General features: G+C 26.3%; 15 protein-coding genes, 2 tRNA genes and 1 riboswitch. Of the genes, 6 read left to right on the top strand and 11 right to left on the bottom strand.

Annotated features, from left to right (window positions below; translation table 11 throughout):
- Positions 1-11: 11 nt before the first annotated feature.
- The 5 genes from Q0Y03_RS03505 to Q0Y03_RS03485 form a co-directional block, all read right to left on the bottom strand.
- On the bottom strand, positions 12-2,717 hold the full coding sequence (locus tag Q0Y03_RS03505) for an AAA family ATPase (protein WP_297712445.1): 2,706 nt from the start codon (positions 2,715-2,717) through the stop codon (positions 12-14).
- The gene (locus tag Q0Y03_RS03500; RefSeq protein WP_297712444.1) at positions 2,707-3,837 is read right to left on the bottom strand and encodes a DNA repair exonuclease; all 1,131 of its coding nucleotides are present in this window, start codon (positions 3,835-3,837) and stop codon (positions 2,707-2,709) included. Before Q0Y03_RS03500 ends, Q0Y03_RS03505 begins: the two co-directional genes overlap by 11 nt.
- A 255-nt stretch (positions 3,838-4,092) precedes the next feature.
- Positions 4,093-4,275: an alpha/beta-type small acid-soluble spore protein gene (locus tag Q0Y03_RS03495; protein WP_133014045.1), complete on the bottom strand. Its 183-nt coding sequence runs from the start codon at positions 4,273-4,275 to the stop codon at positions 4,093-4,095.
- A gap of 154 nt (positions 4,276-4,429) precedes the next feature.
- Positions 4,430-4,684: a hypothetical protein gene (locus tag Q0Y03_RS03490; RefSeq protein WP_297712443.1), complete on the bottom strand. Its 255-nt coding sequence runs from the start codon at positions 4,682-4,684 to the stop codon at positions 4,430-4,432.
- Positions 4,685-4,753: 69 nt separating this feature from the next.
- Positions 4,754-5,704: a PD-(D/E)XK nuclease family protein gene (locus Q0Y03_RS03485; protein WP_297712442.1), complete on the bottom strand. Its 951-nt coding sequence runs from the start codon at positions 5,702-5,704 to the stop codon at positions 4,754-4,756.
- A 142-nt stretch (positions 5,705-5,846) separates the two neighbouring features.
- Between Q0Y03_RS03485 and Q0Y03_RS03480 the strand changes: the two genes are divergently transcribed.
- On the top strand, positions 5,847-6,692 hold the full coding sequence (locus Q0Y03_RS03480) for a phosphatase (protein WP_297712441.1): 846 nt from the start codon (positions 5,847-5,849) through the stop codon (positions 6,690-6,692).
- Between the two features lie 48 nt (positions 6,693-6,740).
- Here the strand turns inward: Q0Y03_RS03480 and licT are convergent, their stop codons facing one another.
- From licT to Q0Y03_RS03460, 4 genes are all read right to left on the bottom strand, one after another.
- Positions 6,741-7,598, bottom strand: coding sequence for a BglG family transcription antiterminator LicT (licT, locus tag Q0Y03_RS03475; RefSeq protein WP_297712440.1), 858 nt, complete (start codon positions 7,596-7,598; stop codon positions 6,741-6,743).
- Between the two features lie 259 nt (positions 7,599-7,857).
- Positions 7,858-7,931: transfer RNA gene (locus Q0Y03_RS03470), tRNA-Trp, on the bottom strand.
- An 86-nt stretch (positions 7,932-8,017) separates the two neighbouring features.
- Positions 8,018-10,216, bottom strand: a complete 2,199-nt coding sequence (gene recQ / locus Q0Y03_RS03465) for a DNA helicase RecQ (protein WP_297712439.1) — start codon at positions 10,214-10,216, stop codon at positions 8,018-8,020.
- A gap of 140 nt (positions 10,217-10,356) precedes the next feature.
- A tRNA-Trp gene (locus tag Q0Y03_RS03460) sits at positions 10,357-10,430 on the bottom strand.
- 135 nt (positions 10,431-10,565) lie between these two features.
- Here Q0Y03_RS03460 and tsaE point away from each other — a divergent pair.
- From tsaE to rimI, 3 genes are read left to right on the top strand one after another with little or no spacing between them, the layout of a single operon-like run.
- Positions 10,566-11,027, top strand: coding sequence for a tRNA (adenosine(37)-N6)-threonylcarbamoyltransferase complex ATPase subunit type 1 TsaE (tsaE, locus tag Q0Y03_RS03455; protein ID WP_297712438.1), 462 nt, complete (start codon positions 10,566-10,568; stop codon positions 11,025-11,027).
- Positions 11,024-11,740, top strand: a complete 717-nt coding sequence (tsaB, locus tag Q0Y03_RS03450; protein WP_297712437.1) for a tRNA (adenosine(37)-N6)-threonylcarbamoyltransferase complex dimerization subunit type 1 TsaB — start codon at positions 11,024-11,026, stop codon at positions 11,738-11,740. The genes tsaE and tsaB overlap by 4 nt, the downstream gene beginning before the upstream one ends.
- Entirely contained in the window at positions 11,724-12,170 is a 447-nt protein-coding gene (rimI, locus tag Q0Y03_RS03445; protein WP_297712436.1) for a ribosomal protein S18-alanine N-acetyltransferase, read from the top strand. The genes tsaB and rimI overlap by 17 nt, the downstream gene beginning before the upstream one ends.
- A gap of 21 nt (positions 12,171-12,191) precedes the next feature.
- On the opposite strand, the gene Q0Y03_RS03440 is transcribed toward rimI, so the two are convergent.
- Together Q0Y03_RS03440 and Q0Y03_RS03435 are read right to left on the bottom strand one after the other, a co-directional pair.
- Complete coding sequence (locus Q0Y03_RS03440; protein ID WP_297712435.1) at positions 12,192-12,776, bottom strand: ECF transporter S component; 585 nt, start codon at positions 12,774-12,776, stop codon at positions 12,192-12,194.
- Between the two features lie 232 nt (positions 12,777-13,008).
- Positions 13,009-13,123, bottom strand: a riboswitch (FMN riboswitch).
- Between the two features lie 83 nt (positions 13,124-13,206).
- A complete protein-coding gene (locus Q0Y03_RS03435; protein WP_297712434.1) occupies positions 13,207-15,369 on the bottom strand; it encodes a Tex family protein in 2,163 nt (720 codons plus the stop codon).
- 144 nt (positions 15,370-15,513) lie between these two features.
- On the opposite strand from Q0Y03_RS03435, the gene Q0Y03_RS03430 reads away from it, so the two are divergent.
- Positions 15,514-15,846, top strand: a complete 333-nt coding sequence (locus tag Q0Y03_RS03430) for a hypothetical protein (RefSeq protein WP_297712433.1) — start codon at positions 15,514-15,516, stop codon at positions 15,844-15,846.
- A gap of 67 nt (positions 15,847-15,913) precedes the next feature.
- Positions 15,914-17,431 (top strand): M28 family metallopeptidase, encoded by a 1,518-nt coding sequence (locus Q0Y03_RS03425; RefSeq protein ID WP_297712432.1) that lies wholly within the window; start codon positions 15,914-15,916, stop codon positions 17,429-17,431.
- Positions 17,432-17,435 lie beyond the last annotated feature (4 nt).

The following is a 17,435-nucleotide window of genomic DNA, read 5'->3' as shown; positions in this document are numbered from 1 at the left end:
TAAATTATACTTTATGATATTAATTTAATATATTTATGCTCTATATTATCTTTTGCAAGTATACTTTCCTCCCTATCCTGACAAGTAAATATAATACACTGCTTAAAATTTTGATTAACTAAATATTTAATTGTTTTTTCTAATCTTTTATTATCATATTGAACAAAGGCATCATCTAAATATATTGATACATCTTTGCTTTTAAATATCATATCTATAAATGCTAGCCTAAGAGATAAATTTAACTGATCATTAGCCCCATTACTTAATATATCTGAATTCATTATATTATTTTTATTTCTAACCTTCATTTCATAATTATCAGCTACCATAACATCAGTATATTTTTCATCTGTAAATCTACTAAACGAATCTATTACATTCTTATTAAGTATTGGTCCAAAATTATCTCTTATCTCTTGATATGCTTCCTGTAAACTTTCTATAGCCAAACTACTTGCCCTTAATTCTTTTACCTTTTCCTTTGCTTCATCCTCAATCTTTTTAATTTCTTCTTCTATATCTGGTATTGTTCTCTTTCCATTAAACCTATTTTTTATTTCATTTTCAACATCCTTAATACTCTTCTCAACTTCTAATAATCTTAAGTTTTTATCCTTAATAACGGAATCTATTTCCTCTTCATTTTTGTAGGAATATTTAAAATCAATATTAATTATATCTGATAAATCTTTCTTAATTAAATCTATATTTTTTCCTTTTGTTAAAGCAAAATATGCTTCTTCTACTGATGCTAAATCCCTATTTATTTCATCTCTAAGCTTTAGCTTATTCTCCAGCTCGTTTAAAATCCCTTCAACTTCTAAAATTTTTATATTTTCAAATCCCATAGACTCTAACTTTGCTCTTATCTTTCTCTCTCTAATCTCCATTTGTTCTTTTATTTTTTCTATCCCACTTTTTAAATTCTTTAATTCAATCTCTAATATATCTAACCCCTTAGATGCTTCTTGATATTTATTAATTTCAGCTATAAGCTCTCCTAAATTGTTTGCACCAGAAATATTTAAATACCCTTCTATTTCAGCATTTATAATATCATATTCATATATGGATTTTTCTAAACCTAATAATTCTCTTTGAGATAACTTTTCATTAATCTTTTCATTAATTTTATTTTGAAGTTTTATATAATCATCATATATCTTTAACTTTTTAAACAACTCTTTATAACTACTAATTTTTAATATATTACAATAATAATCTAAATCTTTTTCTACCTTGCTTATATCTCTTTTTATAGTGTCAATTTTTTTATTTTTACCATCTCTATTTATATAAATATTAAATAATAAAAATAAACTTGTTATACTAAAAATCATATATAATATTAAACTCAATATATTATTGTTCACAAAAATAGCCAATATTATAGATAGAAATGATATTGCTAATAAAAAACAATAAAATAAATTATTACTTTTATTTTTATTATCATCTTCCATTAAAATTTTTAATTCTTTTAATTTTTCTTCATAACTACTTATTGTAATATCTATTGCTTCTCTAAAATCATTAATAATTAAAGCATCTCCAATTATTTTTTTTGCTTCTTTTTCTTTAAGATTTAAAAAATCAATTTCATTTTCTATAGATTGATTTATATCTACCTTTTCTCTTAATATTTCTCTTCTAATGTTTAACTTTTCTAATATATTCAATATATTTTTAGGCAACTGCTCTATATAATTATACTTATCTAGGGGAGTTTTTAATTCTTTTAATTTTTCCTCTTTTTCTTGGATAACTTCTTTTTCTAATTCCTCTGTATCTAATATACTTAAATATAAAGAATGCTCTTCCCTTAACTCTTTTATAAATTCATAATTTATAAATTCATCATTATAAGTTAACAACTTACTTATATACTTTTCCTTATTTTTTAACTCTTGCTTCTTTTTAAAGTATTGTGTTATTTCTTCAAATTCCTTTTTAAGCTTTGTCTTCTTTAAAAATTTCTTATATATCTCTAAATTGCTAATTTCACTATTTAAACTTTTCTTTTCTAAATTCATATTAATTAACAATTCCTCATTGTCTAAATTATGATTTGATAAGTTGTATGCTTCATATCTTTCACTTAGTAAATTACTATGCCTTTCATTTAATACATCTAGATATCCATTTTTCCTAACGTTAGAAATAGATTTTTTATACTTATTCAATTTTGCAATTGCCACCTCTACTGATACTTGTCCATCATCTATTCCTATGGAATTAGCTATTTTATCTATTATTTCTTCTTCTTTATCTTTTCTTACCTCAACTCCTAATTGAGAAATAAATAATGTATTAATAAAGGTAGCCCTATTTATATTAAAAAAGTATTTTCCCGGTTCTTCCTTTGAAATATAATTTATCTCTTCTCCAGTAATAGCATCTATTACTAATGATGTATCTTCTTTTTTGCTCTTACCAAAAGTCCTTCTAATTATATAATCTTTATTTTTAAATTCTACATATAACTCCCCACTAATAGTTTCACCTGTACTTGGCGTATATTTAAGTCTCTCATTTTGCTTGTAGTCTTTGCCTTTATAATTTGACATTCCATATAACCAAATCTTGATGAATGCTTGAATAGTACTCTTTCCAGCCTCATTTTCTCCATATACTATATTCATGCCATTATCAAAACTTATTATTTTATCTTTTAAACCACCAAATACAATAATATTTACTTTTTTAATAATCATTTAAATTCACCTCCTCTTCTGACAGACATTTAATTCCTATCTTTAAAGCCAGCTTTAATATCTCTTTATCATCATCACTTGCATATTTTAACTTTTCAAGTATTTTTGCTATAAACTTCCCCTTTATAGAGTAATCCTTGCTCAATTCTTCTAAATCAACCTCTATACTTGTATCATTAATTATCTTAATATAGTAAAATTTATTTTTTAATTTATCTATAAGTAAATTTTCCTTTAAATTAAAATGTTCTTTTAATTCACCTTTTAATATAATCTTATAAAAATTTTTATTAATTTCCTCATCACTTAAATCTGATAATATTTTAAATATAACTTCATCATAGTTATTAGTGCCTGTTATGTTAATTTCTTTTGTAACATATTTTCTTTTGCATACTGGAAAAAACCTTAAGTTAGTTCCACCTCTATATACTTCTCCAATTACAACTCCCTTTTCTCCTTCTTCATCAAAACCCCTTCCTTGAGGACATCCACTATATGCATAAGTAGTCATTCCCGCCTTTAATATTCCTGAAAATTTATGTCTATGACCTAATGCAATATAATCAATATTAGAATTATATATGTCATTTATATATATTGGATTATATTCATTTTTACTGCTAGTAGATGCTATTTCACCATGAAGTATCATAATATTTATTTTGTCATTATCTACATTAATCCCTCTTAATAAAGTTTCATTTTCATAATTGCTCCTAAACCCAGCTCCCCATATAATTAAATTTAATTCTTTAACCTCTTTAAATTCCATATCACCATTAAAAATATAAACATTTTCTGGCCAATTTATAATATTATAGAAAGATTTTTCATTATATGGATCATGATTGCCTGGTGAAATAAACACTTTAATATTATTTATTCTTCTAATTTGATCTGATATAAAAAATAAGGTATTCTTATTTACTGTTAAATTATCAAAAACATCCCCTGCAATAAGTAATACCTCTATATTTTCATCTATAGCTAAATCTATTATATTTTTAAATACCTCTAATAACTCATTTTTGCTAGCATCTGAAACTTCTTTGCTAAGCTCTTTAAATGGCGTATCAAAATGCAAATCAGCACAATGTAACACCTTAATCTTATTCATTCTATCACCTACTCAACGAACTTTTGTTCATATTTTAACATAAATTACCTTAGTTATAAAGTCTGTTAACTCTTTATATTATTTATACATAAAAAGAAAAGAGAGATATCATCATAGATATAATCTATTTTAATATCTCTCTTTCTTTTTTCGAATGATAGATTAAATTTCAGGTGGTAATTCACCCATAACAGTACTCACCCTCTCGAAGTATTGTTTCCTCTAATCCGTCTGATCGTACCCGTTAGTGGTTGATTATTTTAATCCACTTTCGTATTGTTCTACCATTCTTTTAACCATTTCACCACCTACGGAACCACATTGTCTAGATGTTAAGTTACCATTGTAATCTGTGAATGGTACTCCCATTTCTGCTGCAACTTCGTTCTTGAATGCGCTTAATCCTTGTTTTGCTTCTGGAACTAATGTTTTTGACATAATCGATTCCTCCTCTGGTTATCGGTAATTTTGTAAACCCAACTTAAATATTTGTTTCACATCTAAGTTGTTTCTGTTTACACTATTATATTAACCAGTATAGGTTTTTATATAACAAGTAAATAATACCCAACTTTCATTATTTTGGATTGCTTTAATTAACTTCCTTACTTGCCATCTTCTTAAACTTTTTAACTATAAAATCTCTAACTATAGCAATTAACATACCTATTTGAAATGATAAAGAAACTGATATAATTTGTAAATAATTCATTTTACTAGTTTTATAAATTACTATTGTTTCTATAATCCAAACTGCACTAGCCATTAATGATGCTTTCTTTCCACCAATAATAGAACAGATAATAATACTAAAAAAAATTATAACTTGAATTTGAATAAAACTCATACTTCACCTCTTACTCTTTAAATTAATTTCTTAAACCATTTTTATAAGTTCTATCCAAATTATATTTTTTTAAACATCATCATAATCGCATAGCATTCTAAACTTACAATTACTACACCTATAATTTTTTAATGTTTTTTGAAACACTTCTTTTTTCTTTGGTTTATTTAGAACTACATCATCTAAATAATAATTTATTATTTTTAAATCATTAGAAACCTTATCTTTTATAAATTTGATATCCTGGAGCTTAAATATTACTTCTTCTGCATGTCCATCTAAAAGATATTCTATTCTACCTTTAATTCTAGAATAATGTACACCATATTCCTCCATTACGTACCATGCATATATTAATAATTGTTCCTTATCACTATCTGATATCTTTCCTGTTTTCCAATCTACAATTACATAATATCCATCATAATCCTTATATAATAAATCTATTTTAGAATATACTTTTAAACTATCATAATTAATACTACTAAATATATCTTCATCATTTTCTATAATTACTGTTTCTGGCTTTAGAATATCTTCAAATGTTTTTGAAACATAAAAACTATTTATACATTGAGTTAATCTTTCTTTTAATTCATTTCCCATTTGCTTTGATATTTTATCACCATAATAATATTCTTGAAGCATTATGCCCTTAGGATACTCATCCCACTCTTTAGTATTATACTTATTGATACTTTCCCGTATTATATTTCTCAGCTTATTTAAAGTAATTTCATTAAACCTTGTAGCATTCATAAATTTTGTTTTATCTTTTTTACATATATTTATTATCCCTCTAATTTCATTATGAACTACCTCTCCGAAACACATCCATAAATTAGTCAACTTTTTTAATCTCCATGCTATTTTTTGCTCATCTGTACTTGTATAAATCCATCCATTATGACTTCCATAGTATGTATAATAATAATCTCTTTCGCAATTTTCTAAAGTTTTCATTTTTGATATAGACCATGATTTTTCTGGATATTTTCTCTCTTGATAAGTAGAATTCATTATATCTCTCCTAATTTAAATATTATATTAATATTTTTACCATATTCATCTAATAATATAAATATTGTTTTGTGTAATTTAGAATAAATTTATTATTTAATACAAAATCTATTAATAAAATAAAATGTCGGAGGTTTTAATTATGAAAAAATTTATTTTGAAAACATTTATTTGTATTTCATTTATAGTTTTAAGTATTAATTTAATATCAGCTTCTCCATTGGATGCCCTATCTAGTAAAAAAAATGAAACTTTAATTGTTAGGGATAGCACTTCAACTACTGGCTTGCCAGATAGATTTAGAGATATACCTAATTTAAATATTTCTGGTAGTGCTCAATTTACATCTGAACAAGCAAATAATTTAAGAGATAGTATAAATAAACCTAATATCTGCATCGTAGACTTAAGACAAGAATCTCACGGATTAGTTAATGATTATGCTATAAGCTTTTTCGATCCTACTAAGGATTTGAATAATGGTTTCACTACAGAACAAACAATCAAAACGGAAGATGCTCTTTTATCTAAAATAAAACTTAATGATAATTTAAATGTTTATAGAAAAACAGGTGTACTTTTTAAAGAGTTAACTGTAAATTTTGTTAGTAATGAGTCTTCTGTAGTTAATAAAGCTGGTATGGAATATAAAAGATATGCAGTAAGAGATAATGGTGCTCCTACAGCTGAAATTGTTGATAAATTTGTAGAATTTGTTAAAACAAAACCTTCTGATTTGCATCTTCATTTTCACTGTGACGCTGGTGAAGGTAGAACAACTACTTTTATGTCAATGTATCAAATTTTAACGAATAATAATAATTTATCATTAGATCAAATATTATCATATCAATATAATGTTGGTGGTGTTAATCTTCATGATAATAAAACTCAATTTGAATTTTTAGAAGACTTTTATAATTATGTTTCAAAAAATAAATCTAATAATTATACTACACCTTATTCAGAATGGATTAAAGAAGCTTAAAAAAAATATAGCCCTAAGCAATTTAATTTTAGCTTAGGGTATTTAACTTTATAAATTTTCTTTCTTTTCTCTTGCTACAGATATAACTCTTTGTATATGCATAGTTAGATATACAAGCTCATCATCATTTACTTTATACTTATTATGAATTAATATATATTCACCTATCTTCATTGCACATCCATACGCCTCAGGATATGTTGATGATATAACTTTTGCAAAACTAGAATCAGTACTATTATGTTGATTGTTATTAACAATACGCTTTGCAAAATACTTTAGGTGAGTTAATAACCTATCATAATTTAAATCATCTTCATCTAACTCTATAGCAAAATAATACTTAATAATATTTAATACATTTTTTATTATCTTAGTTGATTCTACCGATTTCATTGTAGTTTCTTTATAACTGGCATTTACAAAATGTAACGCTATAAATCCTGCTTCATCCTCTGGAAGCTGAATACCTAACCTTTTATTTATGTGATCAACACCCCATAGCGAAACTCTAAATTCATTCCTATGAACCCTTCTTATTTCATTTAATAATTCATTTTTTATAACAATACCATTTTTAAATCTTTTTACAGCAAAAGCTATATGATCTGCTAGTGAAACATAAACTTGTTTATCTAATTCAACATTTAATTCAACTATTGCCTGTGTTATTATTTCATCTGTTAATTCAAATATCCCCTCTGGTATTTGATTAATTAACTTTTTTATTTTATTTCCTAAATTTTCATCATCCACTATAAATGTTTTTTCTATTCTTTTAGTATCAATTAATTGCCCAGGCTTTTTATTAAATGCTATACCGCTTCCCATAAGAATTACTTCTTTTCTAGTCGTAGGATCTATTGAAACAACTACATTATTATTTAAAACTTTTTCAACTATCATACATTTGCTCCTTACTTATGGTACTAAAAAGATATCCTAAATTAAGATTATTCTTAATTTAGGAATATCATAATTTTAACATTATAAATATTTTTTTGTCAATTAAATGGAACTTTATATAGTTCTTAAACTAAAATTGTTTATACTTAACTTTATACCTTATATATCATACATTTTTCTAATATATCATTTATAATAATTATAGAGCATAACCTTTTTATTTCAATATAAAAAGACTTAGCAATTTTGCCAAGTCTTTTGGCAGGGGTACTAGGAATCGAACCTAGCCTAATAGTTTTGGAGACTACTGTACTACCGATATACGATACCCCTTTAACAATGGTTATTCTACCATGTTAATATAACTATTGTCAACTAAAATATTTCTTTATCCGTGAATCTTCTTATAACTCTACCTCTTATATATTAACTTCGTTAATAATTTTTTTTAAAACTATGGCTCTTATTACATCGTATGTTATTTCTTGAGGAACTATTTCTTTTATATCTTTTAGCTTATTATATCCAACCTTATCTATAACTCCCAAAACTATTTTTTCTTCATCGTCATTAAAAAACTCATCTAAAGGTACTTCAAAATCTACTTTATTTCCTTCAGAAATATATTGTTGGATATGACTCATTACAGTAACTAAAGTTAATTCCCTTTCCTTAGCAATTTCTTTTATTGAACTACCAGCTTTAATGAAATCAATTGTTATTTCATATGATTTTTTCTTTTCTTCATTATTATATTTATCTTTTTTCTTTTTATCTTTTTCTTTATTCAAAACTTCATCAAATGATATATTATTATTTTTCTTACTAATAAAGCTCCATTTTACCTCAATATTATTTTCATCAATGTAAGCTTTAATTTTTTCCATAAACTTTTCACCATATTTATTAAGTTTAGAATTACCAACACCACTTATATCTAAGAATTGCTCATCTGTTATTGGCATTCTATTACTAAGTTCTTTTAATGTAGAATCACCAAACACCATGTATGGAGGTATTTTTTCTTCTCTAGAAATATCCATTCTTAACTCTTTTAATATAGTAAATAATTCATTTTCTTCTATTTTAATTTTCTTAACTACTTGCTCTTTAACAAATACTTGCCTTTGTCCCTTTACGATCTCTATAGATTGCTTATTTAATGTTAAAACTGGATACTCCCCATTATAGTTTAAATATCCATGGGAAATTAACATATTAATAAATTGAGTTAATTCATCCTTAGTATAATTTTTTACTATTCCATAAGTTGATAATTCATCAAATCCTAGTTCATAAACCTTCTTGTTCTTAGAGCCCCTAAGTACATCTACTACCATTCCAATTCCGAATCTTTGATTCATTCTATAGACACATGAAATAACCTTTTGAGCATCAACGCTTTTGTCTACTAATTCTCCTGGTGCCTCACAATTACTACAGTTATTGCATTTTTCATCATACTGCTCACCAAAGTAATTTAATATAAACTTTCTATAACACTCTTGAGTATATACAAGATTTATCATAGTTTGTAGCTTTGAAATCTCACTTTCTTTTCTTATACTACTTTCTGTAGCAGTATCTATAATATATTTTTGTGTTTGAACATCTCCAGGTGAAAATAACATTATACATTCACTTTCTTCACCATCTCTACCTGCTCTCCCTATTTCTTGATAATACCCTTCAATATTTTTAGGCATATTATAATGTATTACATATCTAACATTTGGTTTATCTATTCCCATCCCAAAAGCATTAGTAGCAATTATTATATTACACTTATCATATATAAAATTTTCTTGAGCCGATTTTCTATAATCATCACTAAGGCCTGCATGATATTTTTCAACTTGCAGTCCCTTTGAATTTAATAATTCATGTAAATTATCTACTTCTTTTCTTGTTGAAGCATATATTATTCCTGATTCATCTCTATTATTATTTATATAATCTAAAATGTAATTTTTCTTATTTACTCCCTTTTCTATTATTATTTTAAGATTTTTTCTATCAAACCCTGATATAAATACCTTTGGGTTATTTAATTCAAGTAAATTTATTATATCTTCTCTAACCTCATCTGTAGCAGTTGCTGTAAAAGCTGTAACTATTGGTCTATTTCTCAATAATGAAATTACCCTACTTATCCTTCTATAGCTACTTCTAAAATCATGTCCCCACTGTGATACACAATGTGCCTCATCTATAGCAACCATAGAAACATTAATGCTAGCTATAAGTTCTAAAAAAGCTTGTGATTCTAATCTTTCAGGTGCAACATATAATATTTTTATTTCATTTCTTGCAGCTTCATCTAAAATATTATTTATTTCTATATTTCTTAATGATGAATTAATATAAGCAGACTTAATCCCTAAATTATTTATATTATCTACTTGATCTTTCATAAGAGATATTAATGGTGATATAACTATTGTTATACCATCTAATAATATTGCAGGAACTTGGTAACAAATTGATTTACCCCCACCTGTAGGCATAATAGTTAAAACATCATTTCCATTCAGTATTTCTCTTATTATTTCTTCTTGCCCTTCTCTAAATGAACTGTATCCATAATATTGTTTTAAAATATCTAATGCCTTATCCATAAATTCTCCTTAATACTCAAAACTTTTTTTCTTTTTTAATTATTAACTTTATCATTAAATTTATTCAAACATTTGTTCTTTTATAAGTTTTTAAAAAAATTTATAAAAAAAGCTAGCAAGAAAATCTTACTAGCTTTTTTTGGCAGGGGTACTAGGAATCGAACCTAGCCTAATAGTTTTGGAGACTACTGTACTACCGATATACGATACCCCTAAGTACAAAAAATATTATACATTATGTTAAATATAAAAGCAATATTTTTTTCTACTATTTTTCTATTATTCTTTTCTTTTTCGTACTTTTTGGATAAAATATAAAATAGTTAATTAAAAAAGGGAGGATTTTAACATGATTTTTTCTGTTAATAGCGTGGAGGAAACTACTAACCTTGGAATAGCCCTTGGTAAACTATTAAAATCTGGCGACATAGTTTGTTTAACTGGAGATTTAGGTACTGGCAAAACTCATATAACTAAGGGAATTGCTAAAGGTCTGGAAATAACGGATTATATAACAAGCCCTACTTTTACTATTGTAAATGAATATGATTCTGGCCGTTTAAAATTAAATCATTTTGATGTATACAGAGTTTCAGATCCTGATGAAATATATGCAATAGGATTTGATGATTACATTTTTTCTGATGCAGTTTCAATTATAGAGTGGGCAAACTATATAGAAGAAATACTTCCAAAGGATTTTTTACATATTTACATAGAAAAAGAATTAGAAAAAGGCGAAGATTATAGAAAAATTACTATAACTCCATATGGAGAAAGATATGGTTATATAAAGGAGTTAAAAATATGATAGTTTTAAGCGTTGACTCTTCATCTTTAGTAACTACAGTTGCTTTACTTAAGGATGAATTTATACTTGGTGAATATACTTTAAACTTTAAAAGAGAACATTCTGTTATCCTAATGGAAAAAATAGAAATGCTATTAAAAGACTGTCAAGTTGATATAAGTGAAGTTGATGGTTTTGTAGTTTCTAAGGGACCTGGATCATTTACTGGTCTTAGAATTGGAATGGCAACCATTAAAGGATTAAGCATGGGTTCTAACAAACCTTATGTTTCAATTTCAAGTTTAGATGCATTAGCAAACTCTTTAATTACATTTGATGGCATAATATGCCCAATTATGGATGCATTAAGAGATAGTGTTTATACAGGTCTTTATAAAAATATAAATGGTAAACTAGTTAAAATACTTGAATGTACTGCTTTAGAATTAACTGAACTTGCAGATGTCTTAAATAAAAAAGGTGAAAAAGTTATATTCACTGGTGATGGTGTATCTAAACATAAAGAGTTCTTAACTAAAAATGTTAACAATTGTGAATTTGCTCCAAATCATTTAAGTATTATTAAAGCCTCTTCTTTAGGAGAGCTTGGTATGGAAAAAATTAAGATCGGTGAAGTTGATAATATGAACTCTGCTCCACTTTATATTAAAAAACCTCAAGCTGAAAGAGAACTTGAACAAAGGTTGGCTATGAAAAATGAAAATAGATTATAGTCTTATGAATGAAAGCCATGCAAAAGGTGTCTATGAATTAAGCAAAGAATGTTTTGCAATTCCCTGGACTTTAGATTCCATTAATAATGAGTTAAATAATCCATTAGCAAAATATGTTATTGCCCAAGATTTATCCACAGGTGAAGTAGTTGGATTTGTCGGGGTGTGGATAATTGCTGGGGAAGGTGATATTACAAATATAGCTGTAACCTCAAAATATAGGAAACAAGGCATTGCATCAAATCTGTTGATAAACTTATTTGAGGTGTGCAAAACTTTTAATTGTGAAGATATTACTTTAGAAGTTAGAGCTTCAAATATTCCTGCTCAAAACCTTTATAAGAAATTCAACTTCAAAGAAGAAGGTATTCGAAAAGGATATTATTCAGATAATGGTGAAGATGCCATTATAATGTGGAAAAGAGGATAGAGTTTCTATCCTCTTTTATTATTATGCTATCTCTTTTTTTCTTACTTCAAACTTGCTATCAACATTAAATATTGCACGTGATACCCTTTTATATAATAAATATGTTGCTATACAACATATTAATGCCTTCACTCCATTAAAAGGTACTAATCCTACAAAAATATAATTAATTAATGCTGCCCCTTCTAACTTCATTCCATATGCAGGTAATAAGAAATATACATTTGAAATTATCCCTAATATTTGCATAACTAATGCACCTATAACCATCCCTAATATAGCAGTCTTTTTACTTTTATTTTTATTATATATCCAAGCTGCTGGAATAACTAATGCAAGTCCAACTATAATATTTGCAGTTTCTCCTACAAATCCTGTTTCCGTTCCTTTTATTAAAAATCTTAAAAATACTTTTAATATAACTATTATTCCCCCAGCAACTGGTCCATATGCAAATCCCCCCATTAATGCAGGTACCTCACTTAAATCAATTTTAAGCCATGGAAATGCAGGTATAATAGGAAAATCAAAATACATTAATACTACTGCAATAGCTGCTAATAAAGAAATTTTAATCATTTTGTTTAAGTTTTTTGATGAATTCATATTCTTTCTCCTCCCAAAAGTTATCCTCTGGGGCATTAGCTAAGTTAAAAAATATATTTGATAATAGTTTGTACTATTTGCAATATTTAATACATATAAAAAACCCTGATGTTATAAACATCAGGGCGTTAAAAACAAGTCTTAAAATAAATATAATTTCTAATCTAATAAAATTATGATTTATTTACAAAATCATTAACTTATTATCAATAATATATTTATATAATTTAACTATTACCTTCTTTCATCCAGACTTTACTGTCGGCTTCGGAGTTACACCGAATCTGCAAAAATTGCTCGCGGGCTATACCGCCGGTAGGGAGTTGCACCCTGCCCTGAAGATATTTATTATTTATTTTACTTACAATTATATTCCAATTAAAATAAAATTTCAAGTAATTTTTTTAACAATCTAAAATAATATAAAATATTATTCTACATCCTTCATTGTCAATGAAATTCTCTTTCTCTTTTCATCAACTTCCATAATCCTAACCTTAATTACATCTCCAACCTTAACTATATCTAATGGATGTTTAACAAACTTATTAGCCATTTGACTCTTATGAACTAATCCATCTTGATGAACTCCAATATCAACAAAAGCACCAAAGTCTGATACATTTCTTACAGTTCCCATAAGCTCCATTCCTGATTGTAAATCCTTCAAGTCTATAACACCAGTTTTTAAAATTGGCTTAGGCATATCTTCTCTTGGATCTCTTCCTGGTTTTTGTAATTCTTTAATTATATCTTTTAAAGTTAATTCTCCAATTTCAAGCTCATTAACAAGATTATTTAATCCTTTTGAGCTAACTCTTTCTTCTATATCATTTAAATTTCTATTTCTTAAATCTTCCTTAGTGTATCCTAAAATTTCAATAAGCTTTCCTGCTGCTTCATATGATTCTGGATGAACTGAAGTATTATCTAAAGGCTCCTTACTCTCCATAACTCTTAAGAATCCTGCACATTGCTCATAAGCTTTTTGTCCTAATCTCTTAACCTTTAATAATTCTTTTCTGCTCTTAAATCCTCCAACTTCATCTCTATATGCAACTATATTATTTGCAATTGATGCATTTATCCCTGCAATATAAGTTAAAAGTGATGGTGTTGCAGTATTTAAATCAACTCCTACCTTATTAACAGAGTCTTCAACTACACCTGATAATGATTCATCTAATTTCTTTGGAGTAACATCATGTTGATATTGACCAACTCCAATTGCTTTAGGATCTATTTTTACAAGCTCTGCCATAGGATCCTGAAGTCTTCTACCTATAGATATAGCTCCTCTTATAGTAACATCTAAATCTGGATATTCCTTAGCGGCAAGTTCTGATGCAGAATATACAGATGCACCTGCTTCTGATACTATTACATAAGACAATTCTTTTCCTGTTTCCTTTTTAATTTCACTTATCATTTCAGAAACTACTTCTTCAGATTCTCTAGATGCAGTACCATTTCCTAATGAAATAACATCTACATCATATTTATATATAAGTTCTTTTAATATTTTCTTTGTACCCTCTACATCATTTTTAGGTAAAGTTGGATATACTGTAGCTTTTTCTAAGAATTTACCTGTAGAGTCTAAAACAGCTACTTTACACCCTGTTCTAAATCCTGGGTCATACCCCATAACTACTTTTCCCTTTATTGGTGCTTGCATTAAAAGAGCTTTTAAGTTTTCTTTAAATATTAATATTGCTCCTTCTTCACCTTTATCTGTTAATTCACTTCTTATTTCTCTTTCTATTGAAGGATATATTAATCTCTTAAGAGAATCTTTAATTGCTAACTTTAAGCACTCATCTGTAACTTCATTATTTTTTAATAGTCTATTTTGAAGATAAGTTATTATTTTATCTTCATTAGCAACTATTTTAACAGATAGTACTTTTTCTTTTTCTCCTCTATTTATAGCTAATATTCTATGAGCAGGAATTTTACTTACCTCTTCACTATATTCATAATACATTTCAAAAGGTGTTGGCTCATCACTTGATCCTTTTGATTCAATTTTTCCTTCCCTCATTACAAGTTCTCTTATCCATTTTCTAAATCCTGCATCATCAGAAATTACCTCTGCTACTATATCTAAAGCTCCACTTATAGCCTCATCTTGAGTAACTACCTTCTTTTCCGCATCTATATACTTGCTAGCCTCTTCTTTTATATCACCTTTAAAAGTTCCTTCTAAAATTAAATCAGCCAATGGCTTTAATCCCTTTTCTAAAGCTATTGTTGCTCTTGTTCTCTTCTTTTGTTTATAAGGTCTATAAATATCTTCAACTTCTGTTAAAGTATCAGCTTTTTCTAAAGCTTTAACTATATCATCATTTAACTTTCCTTGCTCATCTATTAATCTTAAAACATCTTCTTTTCTTTCTTTTAAATTTCTTAAATAAGTTAATCTTTCAAAGAATTTTCTTAAAACATCATCACTTAATCCACCTGTTTGTTCTTTTCTATATCTAGAGATAAAAGGAACAGTATTTCCTTCATCTAATAATTTAATTACGTTTTGAATTTGTTTTAAAGTTATTCCTAACTCCTTAACTAGTCTTTCTTCTACATTTACCATATTTTCCTCCTATGAAGTTTTATATTATAGATTTAACTCTAATAATTAGTATAACATAATTTTACACTCTTGATATTAAGTAAAGCTAATAGTATAATTTAATTTGTAAAATATTTACAAATTAAATTATAGGGGGAATATTCTTTGAATAAATTTATTAATAGATTTTTAAATATACTACTTATAGTTTTTATTACTCTTTTATTCCTAAATCAACTCTACGTAATTGAATTCTCAATGGATTTAAAAAATGTATTTATATTTTTGACTCTTATAATAATTTTACTTATAGCAACTAAAGAAATATTAACTGGAAAATCAAATTTTCTTAAATTTATAAATATAGTCACATTATCTAGCATAATAATTGGTGGTGTAGCTTCAGTTGTTACTAAGCAACTTAATATTTTAATTTATATCTGTATTTTATTTTCATTATTTCAATGTTTATTTGAACTTATTCAAAATAAGGCATGATTTATTATCATAATGTAAACCCTCACTTAATAGTATTTAATATAATACTATTAGTGAGGTATTTTTTATGAAGAAAAAACTTATATATTTTCCCTTATTATCAATAACTTCATTTCTATTGCTATTTACAATATGTCTTAATAATACTTATTCACCATTCAATTCTAGTAATGTTCTGAGTAATATTTATGTTTTATCATCAGATACACTTGCTGGAAGACTAGCTGGAAGCACAGAAAATTCAATGACAGGAGAAATAATAAAAAATAGGTTTATAGATAGTGGATTAACCACATTAAATGATGATGATAACTACTCTCAAAGCTTTAATACTATTTGTCCCGTTATAACTAATACTTCTCCATATTTAAAGATAGAATCTAATGGGGAAATCGAAGAAGAATTAAAGTACGGTGTTGACTTTAAAGAAGATATGATTAACTTTAAGAATAATAAATTTACTTTTTCCAAAGCAGATAAAGTTAATTCCTATTTATCATATATGGAAGTTACTTGTTCTGATGGACAATTTTTAATATATGTTCCTAAGGATAATAATTTTTCATTTAGAAGTTCATTTTTTAGTGATTTTGCTAAGGATGCAGTGATAATGGTTTCTAATAGTGCTTTTGAAAAAATATCAAACAGCTTAAATGAAGGAAAGGAAATTTCGATTCATATTCCATTTGAGGAAGAAGAAAAAATAATTTCAAATATTGTTGGTGTAATTAAAGGTTCAAATCCATCATTAGCTCCATTTGTATTAACAGCTCATTATGATCATCTTGGAAAAGATGGATTAGGAAATACTTATTCTGGTGCATTAGATAATGCATCTGGTGCTTCATTTTTATTAGAACTAAGTAGAAGTTTATCTACCTATGGAAGACCAGAAAGAGATATAATTTTTGTTGCCTTAAATGCTGAAGAATTTGGATTACTAGGATCTAAAGCTTTTGCTGAAGCTAATTTATTTGACATACAAGATTCAAAAGTAATTAATTTCGATATGATTGGTAGTGCTGATTACCCTATAAGTTTCATGCAAGGAAGTAAATTTAAGAATACAGATTCAGAATTATTAACTTCATTAAAAGAGCTTTGTGATTCTAATAATGTAGGTTATGAAGTACTTTATGAAGATTCTAGTGATCATGCTAGTTTTAATAACTTAAACATAGATGCTGTTAGTTTTTGTCATAGTGACAAAACAAGAATTCATACTCCTTCTGATACTATTGATTATATAGATAGTGATGCTATTGACGTTGTTTATAGTATAGTTGATGAAGAAATCAAGGACTCTTGTTATAGTGTGTTCACTAGATTTGTATATAGCTCACAATCATTGTTATGGATATCTATTATGTTAGTTATATTAATTGCTTGGGGATTATTTGATAAAAGTAAAATTATAACTGATAAAAAAGGCTCCATATTTTTTGCAATAATTGCATTAATATCAGTTATAACTTCTTTCATATTTTATGCTAAAGGCTATAGTAATTCTATTATAGTAACTCTTATATTTGGATTTTCAATAGTAATTATCAGTATTAAAAATTTAAAATTAATTCAAAAATAAAAAA

This window comes from Clostridium sp., from assembly GCF_026168755.1.
Lineage (GTDB): Bacteria > Bacillota > Clostridia > Clostridiales > Clostridiaceae > Clostridium.
Note: the sequence above shows the minus strand (reverse complement) of the source record. Positions and strands in the feature narration are given on the sequence as shown.

What these genes read in the sequence shown, in the direction of transcription:
- Q0Y03_RS03435 (WP_297712434.1), bottom strand. Translation starts at nt 15,369, where the DNA reads ATGGTAAATGTAGAAGAAAGACTAGTTAAGGAGTTAGGAATAACTTTA.
- licT (WP_297712440.1), bottom strand. Translation starts at nt 7,598, where the DNA reads ATGATAGTTGAAAAAGTTTTAAATAATAATGTAGTTGTTTCAATAGAT.
- Q0Y03_RS03440 (WP_297712435.1), bottom strand. Translation starts at nt 12,776, where the DNA reads ATGAATTCATCAAAAAACTTAAACAAAATGATTAAAATTTCTTTATTA.
- Q0Y03_RS03495 (WP_133014045.1), bottom strand. Translation starts at nt 4,275, where the DNA reads ATGTCAAAAACATTAGTTCCAGAAGCAAAACAAGGATTAAGCGCATTC.
- recQ (WP_297712439.1), bottom strand. Translation starts at nt 10,216, where the DNA reads ATGGATAAGGCATTAGATATTTTAAAACAATATTATGGATACAGTTCA.
- Q0Y03_RS03425 (WP_297712432.1), top strand. Translation starts at nt 15,914, where the DNA reads ATGAAGAAAAAACTTATATATTTTCCCTTATTATCAATAACTTCATTT.
- Q0Y03_RS03505 (WP_297712445.1), bottom strand. Translation starts at nt 2,717, where the DNA reads ATGATTATTAAAAAAGTAAATATTATTGTATTTGGTGGTTTAAAAGAT.
- Q0Y03_RS03500 (WP_297712444.1), bottom strand. Translation starts at nt 3,837, where the DNA reads ATGAATAAGATTAAGGTGTTACATTGTGCTGATTTGCATTTTGATACG.
- rimI (WP_297712436.1), top strand. Translation starts at nt 11,724, where the DNA reads ATGAAAATAGATTATAGTCTTATGAATGAAAGCCATGCAAAAGGTGTC.
- tsaB (WP_297712437.1), top strand. Translation starts at nt 11,024, where the DNA reads ATGATAGTTTTAAGCGTTGACTCTTCATCTTTAGTAACTACAGTTGCT.
- Q0Y03_RS03480 (WP_297712441.1), top strand. Translation starts at nt 5,847, where the DNA reads ATGAAAAAATTTATTTTGAAAACATTTATTTGTATTTCATTTATAGTT.
- Q0Y03_RS03490 (WP_297712443.1), bottom strand. Translation starts at nt 4,684, where the DNA reads ATGAGTTTTATTCAAATTCAAGTTATAATTTTTTTTAGTATTATTATC.
- tsaE (WP_297712438.1), top strand. Translation starts at nt 10,566, where the DNA reads ATGATTTTTTCTGTTAATAGCGTGGAGGAAACTACTAACCTTGGAATA.
- Q0Y03_RS03485 (WP_297712442.1), bottom strand. Translation starts at nt 5,704, where the DNA reads ATGAATTCTACTTATCAAGAGAGAAAATATCCAGAAAAATCATGGTCT.